The organism is Pseudarthrobacter sp. NKDBFgelt, from assembly GCF_046097905.1.
GTDB lineage: Bacteria > Actinomycetota > Actinomycetes > Actinomycetales > Micrococcaceae > Arthrobacter > Arthrobacter polychromogenes.
In genome coordinates this window covers 72,484-87,144 of the sequence record NZ_JBJURL010000009.1, presented here as the reverse complement: position 1 = coordinate 87,144, position 14,661 = coordinate 72,484, and the positions used below count along the sequence as shown (strand labels likewise).

Sequence of the window (14,661 nt, the reverse complement as noted above, 5' to 3'; positions counted from 1 at the left end):
CAGTACCTACCTGCCGATGGCACGCGGTCGCAGGCCGTGGTGCTGTGGCGGCCGCGTGCCATCGGCAGGTAGGTACTGCGCCTGAAGGAACCGCCGGTGGACCCTGGCCATCAACGGTCCCCTGGTTTATGTCCGCCCAACGGGCCAAGATTACGGCCCGGAACGTTTCCCCCACGTTAACTTTCATTCCATCCATTCCGGGCCATCAGGCCGCTTTTCCCGCGGACACCTGCATCTGGGCAGCCACCATGAACCGGGACGAAACGGTTCAGAAACCAACCGCCGCGAAACCGAAACAATCCGCTCCTACATTCATCGCAAGGGGTCTCTTCCCGGGACCTCGGAGGCGAGCCGCTGCCCCAGGCAGCGGCGGAGTGAGAAGCAGGTACACATGAAGGTTTCGGTTCACAAGCGCGCTTTCCTTCCCCTTGCGGCGGCAGCCGTGGCCACAGCTTTGGCGGGCTGCGGCAGTCAAATTGCGGATCCGGCATCCGCGGGCTCCACGGCCAGCACCGGTACGTCCTGTGTGGACACCTCGGGCGACAGCATCAAAGTGGGCTTCATCAATTCCTTGTCCGGCACCATGGCCATCAGCGAAAGCACAGTGTTCGACTCCCTGACCCTGGCTGCCGAGGAAATAAACGCATCCGGCGGCGTCCTGGGCAAACAGCTCCAAGTGGTCAGTGAGGACGGCGCCAGCGAACCGACGAAGTTCGCCGAGCGCGCCGGAAAACTGATCCAGCAGGATTGCACCGCGGCCGTATTCGGCGGCTGGACCTCGTCAAGCCGCAAGGCCATGCTTCCCGTCTTCGAAGCCAACGACGCACTGCTGTTCTATCCGGTGCAGTATGAAGGCCTGGAGTCATCGGAGAACATCTTCTACACCGGGGCCACCACCAACCAGCAGATTATTCCGGCCCTTGACTACCTGGCCGAGCAGGGAACTACGTCGCTTTTCCTGGTAGGCAGCGACTACGTCTTCCCGCGGACGGCCAACAAGATCATCCAGGCCTACGCCGCCGCCAAGGGCATCGAAATCCTTGGGGAAGAGTACACCCCCCTTGGCTCCACGGAATTCTCCACCATTGTCAACAAAGTCCGGGATTCGAAGGCCGATGCAGTCTTCAATACCCTCAATGGAGACAGCAACGTGGCGTTCTTCCGCCAGTACAAAAGCGTTGGCCTGACAGCGGACACCATGCCCGTCGTCTCGGTTTCCATAGCCGAGGAGGAAGTCCCCGGGGTCGGCCTGGACAATGTGGAAGGGCAGTTGACCGCATGGGACTACTACCAGACCCTGGACACCCCGGCCAACAAAAAATTCGTGGCCGCCTTCAAAGCGAAGTTCGGCGCTGAGCGGGTGACGAGCGACCCCATGGAGGCTGCTTACACCTCGCTGTACCTCTGGAAAGCCATGGTGGAGAAGGCCGGGTCATTTGAGGTGGACCAGGTGCAGGCCGCTGCTGACGGCGTCACTTTCGAAGCACCCGAAGGCCTTGTGACAGTAAACGGGGAGAACAACCACATCACCAAGACCCCCCGGATCGGAAAGATCAATTCTGAGGGCCTCATCGACACGGTCTGGTCCTCGCCCGAGGCAGTTGAACCGGACCCGTTCCTGGCCACCTATGACTGGGCCAAGGACCTGGCCAAGTAGCAGCCGGGGACATAGCGAAGAAAGGCCTGCTGGAATGGAACTCCTGATAGGGCAGATGTTCGCCGGGCTCAGCCTCGGTTCCGTGCTGCTCCTCGCGGCACTGGGACTGTCGCTGACGTTCGGCCAGATGGGGGTCATCAACATGGCCCACGGCGAGTTCATGATGGCCGGGGCCTACACGGCCTTCGTGGTCCAGCAGGCCATCGCGGACGCCGGCGTTTCACTGCTGGTTTCAATTCCCGCGGGTTTCCTGGTGGGCGGTGTCCTGGGGCTGGTTCTGGAAGCGGTGCTGTTGCGCCGCATGTATCACCGGCCCCTGGACACGCTCCTGGTCACCTTCGGGGTGGCGCTCGTCCTGCAGCAGGCAGCACGGGACATCTTCGGCGCACCCAGCGTTGATGTGCGCGCACCAGCCTGGCTGCAGGGAAACATCGAGGTGCTGGGCGCGCCGATCCCGCTGACCCGGCTCTTTATCCTGGCGCTCTCATTGTTGTGCCTGGCCGGCCTGGTCCTCCTCCTCAGGGGAACGCCGCTGGGCCGCCGCATCCGGGCTGTTGTGCTGAACAGGGACCTGGCAGAAACCAGCGGCATTTCAACCCGGCGCAGCGACCAGTTGACGTTCTTCATCGGCTCCGGCCTGGCCGGAGTAGCCGGCGTGGCCGTTACCCTCATAGGTTCAACGAGCCCCTACCTCGGCACCAGCTACATTGTGGATGCCTTCCTGGTGGTAGTAGCCGGCGGCATAGGCCAGGTCAAGGGGGCTGTCATCGCGGCGTTCGCCCTGGGAGTGCTGCAGTCCGTCTTCGAATATTCGACGACAGCAAGCATTGGCAAGGTCCTCATCCTGATAGTGATCGTGGTGTTCCTCCAGCTTCGGCCGCAGGGCATCTTCAGCCTCAAGACGAGGAGCCTGGCATGATGGGCCTGCTGCGCGGACGGTTGGGTACCGCGGCCGGATTCACTCTCGGCGCGCTCCTGTTGCTGGGAGTTGCCCCCGCGGTGCTTCCGGTGTTCAGCCTGGGCCTGCTGGGGAAGTTCCTCTGTTTCGCGATCGTGGCAGTGGGGATAGGCCTGGCGTGGGGACGGGGCGGGATGCTGACACTGGGCCAGGGGGTGTTTTTCGGGCTTGGCGCCTACATCATGGCCATGCACATGAAGCTGGCGGACGCCTCGCTCTTCGGAGGGTCCGGAGTGCCGGACTTCATGTCCCTGTACGGCAGCGGCGAGGTGCCGGGCTGGTGGGAACCGTTCCGGAGCCCCGTTGTGACGCTGCTGGCGGTGGTGCTGATACCGGGGCTGGTAGCCCTCGTCCTGGGCCTTGCAGTCTTCAAGCGCCGCGTCAAAGGCGCCTACTTCGCAATCCTCAGCCAGGCCCTGGCAGCCGCTTTCGCGGTGTTCCTGATCGGCCAACAGGCCACCACCGGTGGTTCGAACGGGCTCAGCGGGTTCCGGTCGTTTTTCGGCTTTGACCTGAAGGACCCCAACAACAAGGTAATGCTGTACCTGATCGCGGCAGTAGTGCTCCTGCTGTCCATTGCCCTTGCACGGCAGCTCATGCACAGCAGGTTCGGGGAGCTGCTCGTTGCAGTCCGGGACCAGGAGGAACGTGTCCGCTTCCTGGGCTATGACCCGGCCACCATCAAAACGGTCACGTACGTGGTTGCCGCTGTCCTGGCGGGCATTGCAGGTGCGTTGTTCGTACCGCTCGTCGGCATCATCTCCCCGGCGGATGTAGGCGTGATCCCTTCCATCGCATTCCTTATCGGCGTGGCAATCGGCGGCCGGGCCACGCTCCTCGGACCGGTGCTTGGTGCCGTGAGCGTCGCCGCCGCCCAGTCCGCCCTGTCCTCTACCTTTCCCTCCTTCTGGGTGTACTTCCAGGGACTGCTGTTCATCCTGGTCATCGGCTTCATGCCGGGCGGGCTGGCCTCTTTGCCGTCTCTGATCGGCAGGCGGGGCAAGTTCCGCACGGCAGCATCAACGCCGGCGCTGCCGGTTGCCCCGGCACCTGCGTCCCCGGCAGCACTGCTTAAACCCGAAGAGGAAGCCGCCATGCCTGAGGAGGCCCGCAGATGACCACGCCCACCCTGCTCCCTGACGGTGAGCCGCGCGCCGGAGGGCTTCGCCATGGCCGGCCGAAGTACCTGGAAGTCCGCCGTCTGTCCGTTTCCTTTGACGGGTTCCTCGCCGTGGACAACGTCAACCTCGATGTGGTCCAGGGCGACCTGCGGTTCTTGATCGGTCCGAACGGCGCCGGGAAGACCACCGTGATCGATGCGATCACCGGGCTGGTCCCTGCCACGGGGTCGGTGAACCACACCGGCACGGAGATTCTTGGCCGCAAGGTGCATCAGGTCGCCCGGCTGGGCGTGGGGCGCACGTTCCAAACGGCCAGTGTTTTCGAGAATCTTTCCGTACTCCAAAACCTTGACATCGCTGCTGGCGCCGGCCGCGGGCCGCTTCGAATGCTCCGGCGCCGCAAGACCGTGGATCCGGCCGTGGAAGAAGCGCTGGAGATCATTGGACTCGAAGGTGCGACGGGGAAAATGGCGGGTATCCTCGCCCACGGACAAAAGCAGTGGCTGGAGATCGGGATGCTTCTGGTCCAGAATTCGGACGTCCTCCTGCTGGACGAGCCAATCGCGGGGATGAGCCAGGATGAGCGCGGGGAAACCGGGGAGCTGCTGCGCCGGATCGCCGCCAGCCGAATCACCGTAGTGGTTGAACACGACATGGACTTCGTCAGGGAGTACGCAACGTCGGTCACTGTCCTCGCAGCGGGCAAGGTCCTCAGTGAAGGAAGCGTGGCGCAGGTGCAGGCTGACAAAAAGGTGCAGGACGTTTACCTGGGGTCCTCTGGAGTGGAGGCCGCCGGTGCTTGATATTGAAAATCTGCAGACCGGGTACGGCCGCACCCAGGTAATCTCCGGGGTCAGCCTGACCGTCCCGGACGGAGCCGTTGTCTCTGTCCTGGGGCACAACGGCGCCGGCAAGACAACGCTGATGCGCGCCGTCGTCGGGCTTCTCAAACCCATGGCGGGGCGCATCTGCCTTGACGGCGAGGACATCTCGGCTCTTCCCCCGCACCGGCGGGTGGACCGTGGAATGGCCTATGTGCCGCAGGGCCAGCAGTCGTTCGGGCAGTTGTCCGTCATGGAAAACCTGCAGCTCGTAGCAGACGGGCGCAGGAACGGCGCCGAGCGCGTGGCTGAGGCGCTGGACATGTTTCCGGCGCTGCGGCCACTGCTGGCACGGCGGGCGGGGCTGCTCTCGGGCGGTCAGCGGCAGCAGCTTGCCATCTCCCGGGCACTCATCACGGATCCGCGCCTGCTGATCCTTGATGAGCCCACCGAGGGCATCCAGCCGAACATCGTGGCCGAGATCGAAGCGACCATTATCCAGCTGTCCCAACGCAACGGAATGAGTATCCTCCTGGTGGAGCAGCACATTGGCTTTGCACTGCAGGCCGCGGACAGCTACTGCGTCCTCTCAGCCGGAAGGGTTTCGTCATCAGGGGCCGGCGGCGCCGGATCCGCGGCTGACGTTCGGAAAGCAATGCTCATTTAAGTACCGGGAACTGTGAGCCGGCCGGAAATAGAGTACCCACTACTCGTGACCGCAGGAGCCCCCGGAAACTTCAATGGAACCACTGCTGGATCAGCAGCAGTGGTTCCAAGGTTTCTGGGGGTTTTCCATGTGTGGTTTCGCTTCTTGCCGCCCTGCCGTTGAGGGGCACCGATGAGCCCGGGGATGGAGTCGGTGGCAGCGTTCAGCGGCTCGCTTCCCGGCCAGATGCTGCTGGCCATCGGTCAGACGGTGGTGGTGGTGTGTGTCTGCTTTGATATGGTGCGCGCACTGTCCGTCCCGAGGTCCCATCGGCGCTACCTGGCCAGCACGGTCTTCCGCACCCTGGCCGTCCCGTCCATCATCGTGAACGGACTGACGGTGCTCATCGCCCTGGTGCTGTGGTCCTGGATCGATGTGGTTATGGGCATGTTCGTGCTGGTGGCCATCATCTTCCGCCTGCACCACGACAAGGACGAGGACAACTGGTGGAAGGGCAAGGGCAAGAAGCTGGCCCGCTGGGCACGCCGCCAGTTTGCCGGACGGACCGCCGCCGCCCCCGCGATGGGGTAAACCGGCCGCAGGTACCGCACGGTGGCCGCAGCGGCCGGGCGCCCCGCTGCCGGGGAACGTTCTGCTGCTAGCCGGCAGTCAGCTCTTCATAGAGGTCACGAACGCGCGACCTGATGTCGTCGCGCACCAGGCGCATGCGCTCCATACCCTCGATGCCGCGCTCCGACGGCTCGTCGGTTTCCCACACCTCGAAACGCGTTCCCTCGCGGGGCTCCAGTTTCGCTTCCGTCCCCAGCACGATCACGGCGTCCACAGCGTCCAGGACGTCCTCGGTAACAGGCTTGGGGTGTTCGCCGCTGATGTCGATGCCCAGCTCGGTGAGCGACTCCACGGCCTGGGGGTTCAGGGACTTTCCCGGCTTGGTGCCGGCCGAGTACACGGTGACTTTCCCGTTGGCCACCTGGTTCATCAGGCCGGCGGCGAGCTGGGATTTGCCGCCGTTCTTGCTGCAGACAAAGAGGACGGCGGGTTTGTTGGACGTGGGTGCCTGGTGGCTCGGGTTGGACATGGCGCTGCTCCGGAGGTCGATGTTCAGGGATCTAGTTGCCGCCGGAGCGGCCGTGGGAAAGCCCGGTGGGAAAGCCCACCAGGACGGGCTCGGGGGCTGCGCAGCAGCCGGCATCTGGCCCGGCTGCTGTTGCTGCGGCCGGGACGTCGCAGCTGCTGCCCGCGTCCGTGGAGCAGACGCCGGTCTCGGGAAGTTCCAGCTGGACTATGTCGGCGGCCTCGCGGTCCCCGGCCAGGGCGGCCACCACCGAGCGGACCTGCTCGTACCCGGTGGCGAGGAGGAAGGTGGGTGCCCGGCCGTAGGACTTCATGCCCACGATATAGAAGTCCTTGTCCGGGTGGGCGAGGAGCCTGGCACCGTGCGGAGGGACGGTGCCGCAGGAGTGGAATTCCGGGTCGATCAGCGGGCCCAGCTCACGGGGAGCCTCGACGGCGGGGTCAAGTTCCAGCCGGATTTCGCGGAGGATGTCCAGGTCGGGGCGGAACCCGGTGCAGGGGACCACGACGTCGGCATCAAGGGTCCGGCCATCTGCGGCTTCCACCGTCACATGGGAGTCGAGGGACTTCAGTGAGCTGATGCCGAAGCCGGTGTGGAGTTCGATTTTTCCTGCCTCCACCAAGCGCCGGACGCGGCCGCCGAGCTGTCCACGGGCAGGAAGGCCGTCGGCGTCGCCGCCGCCGTAGACTTTCGCCGCCGAGTCGCTGCGGACGGCCCAGAGGATCCGGGTCTCCGGCTCTTCCCTGGCGAGGTCGGCGAGGCTGGTCAGCGTATTGGCGGCGGAGTGGCCGGCGCCCACCACCAGGACGCGGCGTCCGGCGAACGCCGCCCGGTCCCGGCCTGTAACGTCCGGCAGCGGAGCGGAGATGCGGTCCGCTGCAGTGTCCTCGCCGATGGCGGGAAGGCCGGAGGTGCCCAACGGGTTGCGGCGGGACCAGGTTCCGGACGCGTCGATGACGGCGGCAACGGTGTGGTCCCGGGTTTCACCGTCCGCGTGCTCCACCCGGACGGTAAAGGGGGTGGTGTCCCGGTTGCGGGTGTGGGTCTTGTCCATCCCCGCCCGGGTCACGGCGACCACGCGGGCTCCGGTCTGCAGCCGGGATGCAATCTCCGGCAGCGCAGCCAGCGGTGCCAGATAATTGTCCACGAGTTCCCCGCCGTACGGCAGCGCGGTGGGGCGGGGGGCCTCCCATCCGGAGGATTCCAGCAGGCGCACAGCCGCGGCGTCAAGGTTGAACCGCCACGGCGAGAACAGGCGGATGTGCCGCCACTGGTCAATGGCCGCTCCCGCCGTCGTGCCTGCCTCGAGGATGAGCGGCTCAAGGCCGCGCTCCAGCAGGTGGGCCGCCGCGGCCAGCCCCACGGGTCCGGCGCCGATCACGGCTACGGGAAGGTTCTGTGCTGCGTCCATGGTGTCCTCTGTTTCATCCGTAGGTTTACGCGGTGGGCGGCCCAACTAGGTAGCAGTAGGTGTCGTTTTGAGGGCCCATAACGACACTTGCTGCTACCTAGTTGGGGAGGGTGCGTGCTGGGTTCAGCAGCAGTCCTGGTCAGTGCAGGAATCGTCGTCGCAGCAACCGGAGTCGCCGCAGCATCCTGTTCTCATTCAGCTCACCCCCTCCCCTGAGAGTGTTTCTAGGCGTGGGTAGGTTCTTCCACCAGGGCGGTGGCGATGCTGTCCGCGTCCTCGAGCGCTGCGAGGTAGCGTTCCGCGTCGAGGGCAGCGGCGCAGCCGGTGCCGGCGGCGGTGATGGCCTGCCGGTAGCGGTGGTCCACGGCGTCCCCGCACGCAAAGACGCCTGAGAGGTTGGTGACGGTGGTGGGGGCGTCCACCTTGATGTAGCCCTCCTCGTCCAGGTCCACCTGCCCGGCCACCAGTTCGGTGCGCGGGACGTGGCCTATCGCAACGAAAATGCCCGTGGCGGCCTGTTCCCGGGTGTCCCCGGTGCGGGTGTCGGTGAGCGTGACGCCGCTGACCTTGCTGTCACCGTGGATGGCGGTGATGGCCGAGTTCCATGCGAAGCTGATCTTGGGGTTGTCCTTGGCCCGCTGCGCCATGATCCGGGAGGCGCGCAGCTCACCCTTGCGGACCACGACGGTGACGGACTTGCCGAACCGGGTCAGGAACATCGCCTCCTCCATGGCCGAATCCCCGCCGCCCACCACAATGATGTCCTGCTCGCGGAAGAAGAACCCGTCGCAGGTGGCGCACCAGGACACACCGTGGCCGCTGAGCTTCTTCTCCTCCGGCAGTCCGAGCTCCTTGTAGGCGGAGCCGGTGGCGAGGATGACGGCGGGCGCCTCGTGCACGTCGCCGCCGCCGGTGACCACGCGCTTGAGGTGACCTGACAGCGCAACCTCCGTGACGTCGTCGAACACTACCTTTGCGCCGAACTTTTCCGCCTGCTGCTGCAGCCCGTCCATCAGTTCGGGGCCTTGGATGCCGCCCGGGAAGCCTGGGAAGTTCTCCACTTCCGTGGTGTTCATCAGTGCCCCGCCGGCGGTGACCGAGCCGGCCAGGACCAGGGGCTCCAGCCCGGCGCGGGCGGCGTAGATGGCGGCGGTGTAGCCGGCAGGGCCGGAACCGATGATGATCAGCTGTTCTGTGGTCACGGTCTCTGCCTTGACGCTCTCTGCGTTCGCGGTCTCGCTCACGGGAATCTCCTGATGCTCTTGGGAAGTTATTTGGCGGCGGGGGTCAGGGAAGCGATCAGGTCCTCGATCCGGCCCCTGATCTCGTCGCGGATGGGGCGGACGGACTCCACGCCCTTGCCGGCCGGGTCCTCCAGGACCCAGTCCTCGTAGCGCTTGCCCGGGAAGTACGGGCATTCGTCGCCGCAGCCCATGGTGATGACGACGTCGGATTCCTTCACGGCCTCGGTGGTCAGGACTTTGGGGACCTCCGCGGACATGTCGATGCCCACCTCCGCCATCGCCTCGACGGCGGAGGGGTTGATCTGCTCCGCAGGCTGGGAGCCTGCGGAGCGCACCTCGATGGCGCCCTTGGAGAGGCTGGTGAGGAAGGCGGCGGCCATCTGGGAGCGGCCTGCGTTGTGGACGCAGACGAACAGGACGGAGGGCTTCTTGGCGGTTTCGGTGGTCATGGTGTTCTCCCGGGGTGTGGCGGTGGTCAGAGGGAAGCGGTGGCGGGGGTGAAGAAACGCTTTCGCGCCCACAGTGCGGCGTATACAAGTGCAACAAGTGCCGGCACTTCAATCAAGGGGCCGACGACGCCGGCCAGGGCTTGCCCGGACGTCACGCCGAAGGTGCCAATCGCCACGGCGATGGCCAGCTCGAAGTTGTTTCCCGCGGCAGTGAAGGCGAGCGTGGTGGTTTTGGCGTAGCCGAGGTCCAGCCATTTGCCGATCAGCATGCCGGCACCGAACACCACCACGAAGTAGACCAGCAGCGGAAGGGCGATCCGGGCAACGTCCAGCGGGCGGGCGGTGATGGTTTCGCCCTGCAGGGCGAAGAGGAGGGTGATGGTGAACAGCAGTCCGTAGAGCGCCCACGGGCCGAGCTTGGGAAGGAAGGTGCCCTCGTACCAGTCGCGGCCCTTGGCTTTTTCGCCGAGGGTGCGGGTGAGGAACCCGGCGAGCAGCGGGATGCCCAGGAAGATCAGCACCGAGAGGGTGATGGCCCAGAACGAGAAATCCGCGCTGGTGGTGGGCAGGCCAAGCCAGGATGGCAGGAGCTGCAGGTAGAACCAGCCGAGTGCACCGAAGGCCACCACCTGGAAAACGGAGTTGATGGCCACCAGGACCGCGGCGGATTCCCTGTCCCCGCAGGCGAGGTCGTTCCAGATCATCACCATGGCGATGCACCGGGCCAGGCCCACGATGATCAAACCGGTCCGGTACTCGGGGAGGTCCGCGAGGAACACCCAGGCCAGGACGAACATGAACGCCGGGGCCAGGAGCCAGTTGATCACCAGTGAGGAGATCATGAGCTTCCGGTCACCGATCACGCGGCGGGTCTGGTCGTAGCGGACCTTCGCCAGGACCGGGTACATCATGACCAGCAGGCCTGCGGCGATGGGCAGCGACACTTCGCCCACCTTCACCGCTTCCAGGGCTATGTTGAGGCCGGGGACCAGGTTTCCGAGCAGGAGGCCGAGGGCCATTGCGGCAATGATCCACACGGGGAGGAAGCGGTCAAGGGTGGAGAGTTTGCCGACGACGGCCTCTTCCCCTTGGGTGGGCGGTATCTCGGTCCGGGTGCTCACGGGTCTCCTGCGCTGCTCGGTAATAGATTGATGAAAGTCGATATAGGAAGTATTGCCAGCTATATCGATGAATGTCAATCTATGTGCATAATGGGTGTCATGAACCTCCTCCACCCTGCTGCTCCCGCCGTCGACGCTTCATGCTGCGTTCCCTCGGACAAGCCGGTGCTGGGCAGCGAAGAGGCCCAGCAGAAAGCCCTGGTCTTCAAGGCCCTGGCCGATCCCAACCGCCTGCGTTTGCTGTCCATCGTCAAGGCGGAGGCATCGGGGGAGTCCTGCGTCTGCGATCTGACGGAGCCCCTGGACCTGGGGCAGCCCACAGTTTCGCACCACCTGAAAATCCTGGTGGAAGCCGGGATCCTGCACCGGGAAAAACGCGGCACCTGGGCCTACTACTCGCTGGTGCCCGGCGTTATGGACGACATCGCCGGCATCCTTTCGGCGCTGTAACGGCGCCTCCGGATGCACTGCGCTGAACTCAGCCGCGCCGGTGGTGGTCCGTCCGGCGCATCCGCACGGCCACCAGGAGGCCGGATGCTGCGGTGATGGCAGCAACCGCAAGCACAGCCGCCGGGATGCCGTAAGCATCGGCAAGCACCCCGGAAAGCAGGGCCCCCACAGCGAAACCGCCGTCACGCCACAGCCGGTAGATTCCCACGGAACGTGCCCGCCAGAGTGGATGGGCGACGTCGCCAATCGCCGCGAGGAGCGTGGGATAGACCATGGCCGTGCCCGCGCCGAGCAGGACCAGCGCGGCCAGCCAGGTTCCGAAATCCTGTCCGACGGCGACCATGGCCAGTGCCGCGGCCTGGACCAGCATGCCTCCGGCGATGAGCGGTTTGCGGCCGATGCGGTCCGAGAGGGGGCCCGTGACCATTTGCCCCGCACCCCACACGGCCGGGTAGGCCGCGGCGAGGATGCCGATGTGTTCAATACCGAGTCCCGCCGCGGCGAAGAGGACAGGAAACAGCCCCCAGGCCAGGCCGTCGTTGAGGTTGTTCACCAGGCCGGCCTGGCTGATGGAGGACAAGGACCTGTCCCGGAAGCTGGTGAGCGTAAAGACTTCCCGGGTGCCCAGGCCGGCCCCTGCTTCCGCATGGATGGAGACATGGCCCGCGGCTTCGGCCTTGGCGTGGTGGTGTGTCTCGCGCACTGTCAGTACGGACAGCCCCAAGCCTATGGCGATGAAGGCTGCGCCAAGCAGGAACGGCCAGGGCCGCAGGCCGAAGCTTGAGGCGATGTAGCCGGTGGCCAGCGCCGTGCCGGCAACGCCGAGGTAGCCGGCGGCTTCGTTGAGTCCCATGGCCAGTCCCCGGCGTTCGGGGCCCACAAGGTCCATCTTCATCATCACCGTGGTGGACCACGTGAGGCCCTGGCTGATGCCCAGCACCACGTTGGCCGCGACGATCAGGCCCCAGGAATCACCAAAGATCAGCAGGAGCGGGACCGGGAGCGCAATGAGCCAGCCCGCCACAAGCACAGGTTTCCGGCCGTAGCGGTCCGAGAGTGTTCCGGCGAAGTAGTTGGTGGCAGCTTTGGCGACACCGAACGCAACGATGTACGTCAGGGCTGCCGTGTACTGGCCCAGGCCAAAGACCTGGTCTGCAAGCAGCGGCAGCACAGTGCGCTCTTGGCCCAGCGTGCCGCCCACCAGGGCGTTGACTGCCACCAGGAGCATGAACTGGGCCAGGTTTTGCCGTAGGCCCAGCACGGTACCGGCCGATCCCCGGTCATGGCGCGGGAGGATGCTGCCCTCCATGCGGAGTGCTCCGTTCGTCGTGGGGACAGAATTCGGGGGGACATAAGGTTGCCCGGGTGCGCGCGGGGGCGCGCACCCGGGCTGCCCGGGCCGGAGGGGGGGACCAGCCCGGGCGGTCTTAGGGGTTACTTAGCTGAGACGGCGTTCTGTCGCGTCTGCTGCCAGGCGTTCCAGGCGGCGTAGCTGCCGTCGAGTTCGACGACGTCGTACCCGGCCCGGCGCAGGGCGCTGGCTGCCACGGAGTTCCGGACGCCGGACTGGCAGTAGGTGACGATTGTTCCGTTGGCCGGCAGTTCGTCCAGGTGCCACATGACGCGGCCGCCGCTGAGCTGGTGGGAGCCGGGGATGTGCCCGGCGGTGTGCTCGGTTTTGTTGCGGACGTCCAGGACCATGGCGGCGTCAAAGCCGTCGAGTTCCTCCGGCTGGATGAGCTTGGGGGTTGCCGTGGGGAGCCCGTCGATGCTGGTGAGGTAGCCTGCGACATTGTCGATGCCGACGCGGACCAGGTGGTCCCACATGTCCATGGCGGCTTCCTGGTCCGGTGCCAGCAGTACCAGCGGGTTCTTGTCCGCCTCGGGGTTGACCACCCAGGCGCCGTAGCTGGCCACGGATTTGCCTGCCGGCACGTTCAGGGAGCGGGCTACCGTGCCTTCGTGGACCTCGCTGTTGGAACGGGTGTCGATGAAGGTCAGGGTGTCCTCCGCCAGGCCTGCAGCGACGATGCCGGGCGCGAGCTCGGGCAGCGGGGTGCGTTCGCCCATGATGGCCGGGCCTTCACGGTTCTCGCGCTTCATCCGGCCGAAGTATGCGTGGGCGTCGGGCTGGCCGTCGAGGAGTTCGTTGATGAAGCCCTGTTCGTCGTTGGCGGCGAGGTATGGGCCCCACCAGGCGTAGAGGCGCTCGTAGCCCACGGTGGAGGAGGGGATGGCGCCCAGGGCCTTGCCGCAGGCGCTGCCGGCGCCGTGGGCGGGGTGGACCTGGACGTAGTCGGGGAGGGTGAGGAACTTGTCCCGCAGGCTGGCGAAGAGCTGCTTGGCCCCTTCGAAGCGGGTGTCGATGCCGCCGGCTGCCTCGTCCAGCAGGTCCGGGCGGCCCAGGTCGCCGGAGAAGACGAAGTCGCCCGAGAGCAGGTAGCCAGGCTGGTCGCTGAAGGCGCCGTCGGTCACCAGGAAGGACAGGTGCTCGGGGGTGTGGCCGGGGGTGTGGAGGGCCTTGATGGTGATATTGCCCAGGGTGATGGCGTCGCCGTCGTAGAGGCGTTCGCCGTCGAATTCGTACTGCCAGTCCGGCCCGCCCTCGCCGGAGACATAGATCTTCGCGCCGGTGGCGGCGGCCAGTTCACGGGTGCCGGAAAGGTAGTCGGCGTGGATGTGGGTTTCGGTGACGGCCACGATCTTCATGCCGTTCTTTGCTGCAAGATCCTGGTACACCGCGATGTCGCGGCGGCCGTCCACCACGATGGCTTCACCCTTGGCCTGGCAGCCAATCAGGTAGCTGGCCTGGGCGAGGTCTTCATCGTAAATACGCTCGATAAGCATCTGGTGCTCTCCTTCGTGGAGTAGGTGTTTGGGGGAGGTGTTGATTCAAGTGTAATACCCCTGGGGGTATACCGCAACGACGGATGTGCGCGGGCAATCCGTGCCAGGGTCAGGCGGGCTGCTGGGCTGCATCAGCCCGGAGTTTGTCCATGTCCAAGTTCTTGACGGCCTGGATGACTTCTTCCAGGCCGGTGGCGTTGAGGGCTCCAGGCTGGGAGAAGACCAGTGTCTTGTCCTTGAAGGCCATCAGCGTGGGGATGGAGGTGATCTTCGCTGCTGCGGCAAGCGCCTGTTCGGCTTCCGTGTCAACCTTGGCGAAGGTGATGTCCGGGTGCCGTTCGGCGGCCTTCCCGTAGGTGGGGGCGAACATGCGGCAGGGGCCGCACCAGGCCGCCCAGAAGTCAACGAAGACGATCTCGTTGTTCTCCAGGGTCTGGGCGAAGCTATGTTCCGTGAGGTCGATGGTTGCCATCGTCTTTCGTGTCCTTTCGGGCGTTGTTTGGGGTGAAGGTTGACGGAACTGCAGGGGTCAGGTGGTGGGGAGGCCGGCGCGGGTCCAGGCGATCATTCCGCCGGCCATGGTGTCCGCGGTGAAGCCAGCTCCGTTGAGGGCGTCGGCCACGCGGGCTGAACGGTTGCCGCTGCGGCAGACCGCAATGACGGGGACGGCGGGGTCCAGTTCGGACAGGCGCGTCTGCAGCTGGCCCATGGGGATGTGCAGGGCGCCGGGGATCATGCCTTCCTCGACCTCGAAGTCCTCGCGGACATCGAGGATGCGGGCGGTGGAGCGACGCTGTTCTGCTTCGGTGATGGTGATTTCAGCCATGGTGTTTCTCCTTT

16 protein-coding genes are annotated in these 14,661 nt (G+C 65.5%); 7 read left to right on the top strand and 9 right to left on the bottom strand.

The window, feature by feature from the left end:
- Positions 1-391: 391 nt before the first annotated feature.
- From urtA to ACKAE7_RS04225, 6 genes are all read left to right on the top strand, one after another.
- Complete coding sequence (urtA, locus tag ACKAE7_RS04250) at positions 392-1,657, top strand: urea ABC transporter substrate-binding protein (RefSeq protein ID WP_190612627.1); 1,266 nt, start codon at positions 392-394, stop codon at positions 1,655-1,657.
- 34 nt (positions 1,658-1,691) lie between these two features.
- On the top strand, positions 1,692-2,576 hold the full coding sequence (gene urtB / locus ACKAE7_RS04245; protein ID WP_188731060.1) for an urea ABC transporter permease subunit UrtB: 885 nt from the start codon (positions 1,692-1,694) through the stop codon (positions 2,574-2,576).
- The gene (urtC, locus tag ACKAE7_RS04240; protein WP_188812063.1) at positions 2,573-3,733 is read left to right on the top strand and encodes an urea ABC transporter permease subunit UrtC; all 1,161 of its coding nucleotides are present in this window, start codon (positions 2,573-2,575) and stop codon (positions 3,731-3,733) included. The genes urtB and urtC overlap by 4 nt, the downstream gene beginning before the upstream one ends.
- Positions 3,730-4,539, top strand: a complete 810-nt coding sequence (gene urtD / locus ACKAE7_RS04235) for an urea ABC transporter ATP-binding protein UrtD (protein WP_408978586.1) — start codon at positions 3,730-3,732, stop codon at positions 4,537-4,539. Before urtC ends, urtD begins: the two co-directional genes overlap by 4 nt.
- On the top strand, positions 4,532-5,224 hold the full coding sequence (gene urtE, locus ACKAE7_RS04230) for an urea ABC transporter ATP-binding subunit UrtE (protein ID WP_408978585.1): 693 nt from the start codon (positions 4,532-4,534) through the stop codon (positions 5,222-5,224). Before urtD ends, urtE begins: the two co-directional genes overlap by 8 nt.
- Before the next feature lie 183 nt (positions 5,225-5,407).
- A complete protein-coding gene (locus ACKAE7_RS04225) occupies positions 5,408-5,794 on the top strand; it encodes a hypothetical protein (RefSeq protein ID WP_188812180.1) in 387 nt (128 codons plus the stop codon).
- Between the two features lie 67 nt (positions 5,795-5,861).
- Here the strand turns inward: ACKAE7_RS04225 and ACKAE7_RS04220 are convergent, their stop codons facing one another.
- The 5 genes from ACKAE7_RS04220 to arsB form a co-directional block, all read right to left on the bottom strand.
- Positions 5,862-6,302, bottom strand: a complete 441-nt coding sequence (locus tag ACKAE7_RS04220) for a low molecular weight phosphatase family protein (RefSeq protein WP_188812069.1) — start codon at positions 6,300-6,302, stop codon at positions 5,862-5,864.
- A 31-nt stretch (positions 6,303-6,333) separates the two neighbouring features.
- Entirely contained in the window at positions 6,334-7,710 is a 1,377-nt protein-coding gene (locus ACKAE7_RS04215; protein ID WP_408978584.1) for an FAD-dependent oxidoreductase, read from the bottom strand.
- A 224-nt stretch (positions 7,711-7,934) separates the two neighbouring features.
- Positions 7,935-8,912 (bottom strand): thioredoxin-disulfide reductase, encoded by a 978-nt coding sequence (gene trxB, locus ACKAE7_RS04210; protein ID WP_408978588.1) that lies wholly within the window; start codon positions 8,910-8,912, stop codon positions 7,935-7,937.
- A gap of 68 nt (positions 8,913-8,980) precedes the next feature.
- Positions 8,981-9,403, bottom strand: coding sequence for an arsenate reductase ArsC (locus ACKAE7_RS04205; protein WP_190612630.1), 423 nt, complete (start codon positions 9,401-9,403; stop codon positions 8,981-8,983).
- A gap of 26 nt (positions 9,404-9,429) precedes the next feature.
- Complete coding sequence (gene arsB / locus ACKAE7_RS04200; RefSeq protein WP_188812075.1) at positions 9,430-10,524, bottom strand: ACR3 family arsenite efflux transporter; 1,095 nt, start codon at positions 10,522-10,524, stop codon at positions 9,430-9,432.
- A 99-nt stretch (positions 10,525-10,623) separates the two neighbouring features.
- Here arsB and ACKAE7_RS04195 point away from each other — a divergent pair, with 99 nt between their 5' ends.
- Positions 10,624-10,974 carry a helix-turn-helix transcriptional regulator gene (locus ACKAE7_RS04195; protein ID WP_229666476.1) on the top strand — a complete coding sequence of 117 codons (351 nt, stop codon included), beginning with the start codon at positions 10,624-10,626 and terminating at the stop codon, positions 10,972-10,974.
- A gap of 28 nt (positions 10,975-11,002) precedes the next feature.
- Here the strand turns inward: ACKAE7_RS04195 and ACKAE7_RS04190 are convergent, their stop codons facing one another.
- The 4 genes from ACKAE7_RS04190 to ACKAE7_RS04175 all read right to left on the bottom strand — a co-directional run bounded on the left by ACKAE7_RS04190 (position 11,003) and on the right by ACKAE7_RS04175 (position 14,647).
- Positions 11,003-12,283, bottom strand: coding sequence for an MFS transporter (locus tag ACKAE7_RS04190; protein WP_408978583.1), 1,281 nt, complete (start codon positions 12,281-12,283; stop codon positions 11,003-11,005).
- 125 nt (positions 12,284-12,408) lie between these two features.
- Positions 12,409-13,821, bottom strand: coding sequence for an MBL fold metallo-hydrolase (locus ACKAE7_RS04185; RefSeq protein WP_408978582.1), 1,413 nt, complete (start codon positions 13,819-13,821; stop codon positions 12,409-12,411).
- Between the two features lie 109 nt (positions 13,822-13,930).
- Positions 13,931-14,293, bottom strand: coding sequence for a thioredoxin (gene trxA, locus ACKAE7_RS04180; RefSeq protein WP_188812080.1), 363 nt, complete (start codon positions 14,291-14,293; stop codon positions 13,931-13,933).
- A 57-nt stretch (positions 14,294-14,350) separates the two neighbouring features.
- Positions 14,351-14,647: a rhodanese-like domain-containing protein gene (locus tag ACKAE7_RS04175; protein ID WP_188812082.1), complete on the bottom strand. Its 297-nt coding sequence runs from the start codon at positions 14,645-14,647 to the stop codon at positions 14,351-14,353.
- Between the last annotated feature and the right edge of the window lie 14 nt (positions 14,648-14,661).